3 protein-coding genes and 2 rRNA genes (1 of these 5 running past the window's edge) are annotated in these 6,326 nt (G+C 67.7%); 4 read left to right on the top strand and 1 reads right to left on the bottom strand.

The genetic code is table 11. The annotated features are described in order from the left end of the window. The 4 genes from R2J75_RS18970 to R2J75_RS18955 form a co-directional block, all read left to right on the top strand. Positions 1-1,223: ribosomal RNA gene (locus R2J75_RS18970) — 23S ribosomal RNA — on the top strand; it begins 1,714 nt to the left of the window's first position. A gap of 84 nt (positions 1,224-1,307) precedes the next feature. Further along, positions 1,308-1,423, top strand: a 5S ribosomal RNA gene (gene rrf, locus R2J75_RS18965). A 183-nt stretch (positions 1,424-1,606) separates the two neighbouring features. After that, on the top strand, positions 1,607-2,209 hold the full coding sequence (locus R2J75_RS18960; RefSeq protein ID WP_316410805.1) for a hypothetical protein: 603 nt from the start codon (positions 1,607-1,609) through the stop codon (positions 2,207-2,209). Between the two features lie 344 nt (positions 2,210-2,553). Continuing rightward, on the top strand, positions 2,554-3,228 hold the full coding sequence (locus tag R2J75_RS18955; protein WP_316410804.1) for a hypothetical protein: 675 nt from the start codon (positions 2,554-2,556) through the stop codon (positions 3,226-3,228). 52 nt (positions 3,229-3,280) lie between these two features. On the opposite strand, the gene R2J75_RS18950 is transcribed toward R2J75_RS18955, so the two are convergent. Then, positions 3,281-6,262: an NHL repeat-containing protein gene (locus R2J75_RS18950; protein WP_316410803.1), complete on the bottom strand. Its 2,982-nt coding sequence runs from the start codon at positions 6,260-6,262 to the stop codon at positions 3,281-3,283. Between the last annotated feature and the right edge of the window lie 64 nt (positions 6,263-6,326).

Genomic DNA, 6,326 nt, shown 5'->3' with positions numbered 1-6,326 from the left:
AGAACTCTGCTGAAGGAACTCGGCAAATTAACCCCGTAACTTCGGGAGAAGGGGTACCACGGTAGGGTTCATAGCCCGAGGTGGTGGCACATAAATGTTCCAGGCGACTGTTTAACAAAAACACAGGTCTCTGCAAACTCCAAAGAGGAGGTATAGGGGCTGACGCCTGCCCGGTGCCGGAAGGTCAAGAGGAGCGGTTAGCGCAAGCGAAGCTGCGAATTTAAGCCCCGGTGAACGGCGGCCGTAACTATAACGGTCCTAAGGTAGCGAAATTCCTTGTCGGGTAAGTTCCGACCTGCACGAATGGCGTAACGATCTGGAAACTGTCTCCAGCAGAGACTCAGCGAACTTGTAGCACCGGTGAAGATGCCGGTTACCCGCACTTAGACGGAAAGACCCCGTGCACCTTTACTACATCTTGACATTGAGGTTGGCATTGTGCTGTGCAGGATAGGAAGGAGACTTTGAAACTGGCTCGTCAGGGTCGGTGGAGTCGTCGTTGAGATACTTCCCTGCGCAATGCTGATCTCTAACTCGCGCCCGTGATCCGGGTGGAAGACAGTGTCAGGCGGGTAGTTTGACTGGGGCGGTCGCCTCCTAAAGAGTAACGGAGGCGTGCAAAGGTTCCCTCAGGCTGTTTGGAAATCAGCCGCAGAGCGCAATGGTATAAGGGAGCTTAACTGCGAGACACACACGTCGAGCAGATGCGAAAGCAGGTCATAGTGATCCGGTGGTTCCGCATGGAAGGGCCATCGCTCAACGGATAAAAGGTACGCCGGGGATAACAGGCTGATCTTGCCCAAGAGTTCATATCGACGGCAAGGTTTGGCACCTCGATGTCGACTCATCGCATCCTGGGGCTGAAGCAGGTCCCAAGGGTTCGGCTGTTCGCCGATCAATAGCGGTACGTGAGTTGGGTTCAGAACGTCGCGAGACAGTTCGGTCCCTATCTAGTGTGGGCGTAGGAGATTTGAGAGGACCTGTCCTTAGTACGAGAGGACCGGGATGGACTGACCTCTGGTGTTCCAGTTGTGTTTCCAAATGCAATGCTGGGTAGCTATGTCGGGAAGTGAGAAGCGCTGAAAGCATCTAAGCGCGAAACACCCCTCAAGATGAGATCTCCCCACGAGACCCGTCGTAGACCACGACGTTGATAGGTCGCATGTGTAAGCACGGCAACGTGTTCAGCTGAGCGATACTAATTGGTCCATCGGCTTGACTTTTCATCAATCAATTGCATCCGTCATTACCACGAGGCTTGACTCTTTGCTCAACCTCGCCTAACCCTTCGATTCATTCTCACCCTTCGTCGTGGCTTTACCCTGGAGGTCACACCCGTTCCCATCCCGAACACGGCAGTTAAGCTCCAGAGGGCCGATGATACTTCCTCGGACAGAGGTGGAAAAGTAGGTCGCCGCGACGTTAAATCCCCAAGCCCCCGCTCATTGCGGGGGCTTTTTGCGTTCCCCGGGAAGGGTCGGCGGGGAGCCTTCCAGACCAGCCTGGCGGCTTCGGGAACCTGGACGACAAATGAGCCACTCATCACCCAACGGGAATCCCCCCCATCGAGGTGAATGGCATGACGTGCCGACCTTTCTCCCTTCTCATGCCAGGCCTGGTCCTTGCCGGATGCCTGGCCGCGACCTCCCCGGCCCAGGCGCAGGTGCCGCAGCTCCTCGTTGAACTGCCCCTCAGCGCGCCGGACAAGGCCAAGGACTATGCCCAGGCCACGGACATCAGCGTGACCCTCACGGTCCATCACCAGGATCAGAAGGGGAAGGATGGACTCCTTTCGACCAGGCCCCTGGTCGCAGGCTTGCCCGGGACCTTCACCAAGCGGGACGGCCAGGTGTTCCTGAATGCCCTCAGTTTCATCCATGAGGATTTCAGCAAACTGAAAAACCGGAGCGGCGCCTATGGTGGACAGGTCTTCTCCGAGGAGGAATTCGACAGCGTTCGGGCGGAACTCGGCAAGCGCGCGGGAACCCCCGGCACGGTGTCGCTGCTCGCCATGGTGCACTACACCTACCATGGCAAACCGGCCGTCGAATTCACGATCAACACGCCGATCGGCCCCTTTGGGGAAGCCAAGGCGCTCTTCGACCGCTGGTTCCAGGAAGACATGCTCATTCACAGCGAGGCGGGCGCTGGAACCCCCGTGGCCAAGATCAGCTTCCTGGGCAGCGAACTCCGCAAGGCCCATCTCTAGCCCACCTTTCCGACCCACTCGAACGATCCCTGCCGATTCCAATGGATCGTTCCGCAGCCAGCACGATGCTGGCCCTTTGGGGGTTCGAGGCGAGGAGGCAGGGGCAGCATCCCAGGCCTCCCCGTCCACCCTCGCGCATCCCCGGATCCTGACATGGCAGGGATGGGACGGCGCCATCGGATAATCGAGGCGCCGCCCCATCCCTGCTGTGTTGTTTGCCGGGGATGGAGGGGATGCACGGGGAGGCCTGGGACGAACGGGTGATCCTTGAATGAGGAACGCGCTGGGGGAACGTGGCATTCATTGATGTCCCTGGGCCCTCGTCCAGGGGATGAAGGAACCCCATGAAACGTCACCTGCCCATAGCCTTCGCCGCCTTCGGGATGGCCCTCCTGGCCCCCGCGTCCCCGCTCCGGGCGGAGGCCCCGGATCTCCTCGTCGAACTCCCCCTGCTCTACCGCGGGCCCAGCCTGGACAAGCTGGATGAAGGGGCAGGACACCTGGCCCTCCTCGCGGAAGGGTGGAGCGCGACGAAGCTGGTCAGCTTCAAGGAGGGCCTGATCGTGGACGGCCTGCCCTGCAAGGTGGTGGTCCTCCAGGGCCGGCCCTGGGTCCGGGCGGTGAGCCTGTCCATGGGCGACGACGCCCGGCCGGGCAGCATCAAGGGACAGCAGGGGGGCGTCGTCTACAGCGCCGAGGGGCTGCGGGCCCTCCGGGAGGCCCTGGTGGCGCACCTCGGCAGCGGGCTGAACGTCCGCCTCCGCGCGCAGGTGACTTGGACGGGCGGGAACCGGTCGCGTGGGGCCATGGCCCCGGTGGTGGAGCTGGGCCCCTGCGCGAAGGCGGTGGACATCCTGGACCGGTGGATCAAGGAGGGCGCCCTGCTCTCCTGGCGTTCCCCGGACGGGGGCACGGGGGAGCCGGTGCTGAGTTCCCTGGGGGGGAACCTGCCCGTGGAGGCGGCCCCGGCGCCCGAGGCGGAGGAAAAGAAGGAAGCCGCCCCCCCGAGGCACCCCTGAGGCGACCACGACAGGGCCCCCGCGCTCGGGGGCCCTGTCATGGCCACGCGCTTCAGTGGAAATGGACCCTCATCACGGCGTTGTCGTCCGTGAAACAGAGGTCCCCGGTGAGGGGGTCGAGGGCGAGGGCGCGGGGGGTGCCCAGGAAGCCGGGGGCGGGGCCCGTTTCCAGGCCCAGCTGGCCGCGGTGCCCCAGGGGCGTGGTCACCCGGCCCTCCGGGGTCACGTGGCGGATGGTGCCGGCCAGGGTGTCCGCGATGAAGAGGTCCCCCTGGGGGGTGACGACCACCCCCGCGGGCTCGGCGAAGGAGGCCTGGAGCCCCACCCCATCCAGGGCCCCCCAGAGGTCGGGGCTGCCCGCGACGGTGCGCACGGCCGTGGTCACCAGGTCCACGGCGCGCAGGGTGCGGTTGCCCCGTTCGGTCACATAGAGGGTGTCCCCCTGGAGGGCGAGCCCGGAAGGCTGATTGAACCGGGCGTCCAGCCCGTTGCCGGCGTCCACGTACCCGGCCGCATCAGGCGCTCCCGCCAGGGTGGTCACGCTGCCGTCGGGGTCCAGCTTCCGGATCAGGTGGGCCTCGGAATCGGCGACGTAGAGGACACCGTCGGCGCCCTGGGCGATCCCCTCCGGGCTTCTGAACCGGGCTGAAGTGCCGACGCCATCCGTGGTGCCGCTGGCCAGCGCGCTTCCGGCCAGGGTCGTGACCTGGGGGGCGGGACCCGCCAGCTGCAGGGCGCGCAGGGTGCTGGCCTCGCGGTCGCTGATGAGGAGGCTGCCGGGAAGCAGGAGCAGGCCTGTCGGTCGCGAGAACCGGGCCCCGGCCAGGGCGGCCCCATCCGCGGTGCCCGAGTTGGTGGCCGAGCCGGCGATGGTCTGGACGTTGCCTTCGCGGTCGACGCGCCGGATCGTGTAGGAAATGCTGTCCGCCACGTAGAGGGTGCCGGAGGGCTCGAAAACGAGTCCGTCGGGAACGTCGAAGGTCGCCGTGTCCGCGCCTCCATCCGTGCAGCCTTCCCGTGGCCGGCCATGGCCTGCCAGGGTCTGGACGCCCCGGAGGGGGTCGAAGGTCCGGATGCAGGCATTGAAGGTATCGGAGATGGCCAAGGTGCCGTCCGGGAGGAAGGCCAGGCCCTCGACGAAGTCGAACTGGGCGCTGAGGGCGTCGCCGTCCTGGTAACCCGCCACCCCAGATCCGCACAGGGTCCAGGTCGCCCCCGTCCCCGGATCCACTTTCCGGATCCGGTGATTCAACCGGTCCGCGACCACGAGGCGCCCATCCGCAGGGTCGATCGCGATCGCACCGGGAAGGGAGAATCGGACGTTCCTCCCGTCGGGGTCATCCGTGAAGCCGACCGTGTCGGCTTGGCCCGCCAGGGTCTCGACCACGCCGCCGGCCCTGATCACGCGGAGGGTCTCGCCCAGGGCGTCCGTCACGAAGACCTGCCCGGCCCCGTCCACGGCCAGCCCGGCCAGGGAGCGGAATCGGGCCTGGAGGGGATCCGCTTGATCCTCGTACCCGGGGAGGCCCGAACCGGCGAAGGTGGAGACGTCCCCGGCGGGACTGATGCGGCGCACGAAGTTGGCGTCCTTGCCATCGACGACGAAGAGGCTGCCGTCCGGGGCGGCGGCGAGGGCGGTGGGCTGCTCGAAGAGGGCCTGCAGGCGCGGGCCGTCGCGGCGCCCGGACTGCCCGGCCACGCCGGCCCAGGTCGAGACCTGCCCGTCCTGGATGCGCCGGATCACCCCCGCCTGGGAGTCCGCCACGAACAGGGCGCCGTCGCGGGGAGACCAGGCCACCGCCACCGGGCCCAGGAATCGGGCGGAGGCGAGGGGGCCGTCCACATTCCCCGGGTGCAGGGGGTCGCCGGTGAAGGTCGTGGTGGTCCCATCGGGAGTGATCCGGCGGATGAGGTGGACCTCATGTTGATCGGTATAGAGGTTGCCCGCGGGGTCCGCCGCCAGGCGCCCTAGCGACAGGAAGAAGGCGGATCGACCCTGGCCGTCCCGGGTGCCCTCTCCGCTCGGGAATCCAGCCACCCGCTGGATGCTGGCGGCCCGCACCTGGCAGGTGCGGGTGGCCCGGGCGCCGGCAGCGTTGGTCACGGTGAGGGTGAAGGTGGTGCCGGTCTGCAGGGGGGCGGTGACCAGGTCCTCGCCCGGGTGGAGGGGGAGGCCGCCGGGATCCACGGTGGCGGTGCCGTCCGCGAAGGCCGCCTGGAGGACCGCGGGCGAACCCACGCCCACCAGGTCGCTCTGGGCCTGGAAGGCCGAGATGGTGGGCGCGGCCAGGGCGGTGACCTCCCGGGCGCAGGTGACGCCTCCGGTCGCCCAGGTCAGCCCCACCGGGCCCGGCGCCAGGGGGGTGAAGGTGATGGCGTCCGTGCCGTCCCCGCTGTCCAGGGTCGCGTTGGTGAGGGCCCAGACCCGGGGGGTTCCCGGGGGGGCGAAGGTGACCTGGGCGGAGGCGCGCTGGCCCACCGTCACGAGGTCCGGGGCGGTGAGGGCCGGGGTGGGGGGCCGGGGGACCACGGGGACGACGCGGAAGCACCAGGGCGACTGCCGGCCCGCGGCATTGGTGGCCACGCAGCCGAGGATCAGGCTCCCCGGCGCTCCGGCCCGCACGACGAAGGTGGGCCCCTCGAGCCCCGACACCGGGGTGGCGTCCCCCTGGAGGCTCCAGCGGTACGTGAGGCCGGCCACCGGCTCGGCCTGAAGCGTGACGAGCTCCTGCTCCGTCACGGGGTCGGGGGCGGCCTGGACCACGGGCGGATCGGGGGGGGCCACCACCTGGAGGGTGGCCTGGCGGGTCTCCGTCCTCCCATCGGGGCCCAGGACGGTGAGGGCGTAGGTGGTGGTCGCGGCCGGGGTGACCGCCAGGGGCAGGCCCGACCGGATGGGGCCGAGGCCCTGGACGAAGCCCTGGCCCGTGAAGGCGGCGTCCAGGGCCGCCGTGTCGCCCTCGGTGATCACCGGAGGCCGGGGGACGAAGGCCTGGATGAGCGGGGTGGGGTCCGGGGGGCCGGACCTGTCCACGCTCCGGCAGGAGGCCAGGAGCAAGGACAGGGCCAGGACCCCCAGGCCGGGGAACCCGGCGAGG

This window comes from Mesoterricola sediminis, assembly GCF_030295425.1.
Taxonomy (GTDB): Bacteria; Acidobacteriota; Holophagae; order Holophagales; family Holophagaceae; genus Mesoterricola; species Mesoterricola sediminis.
This window is presented reverse-complemented; position numbering and strand designations above follow the sequence as displayed.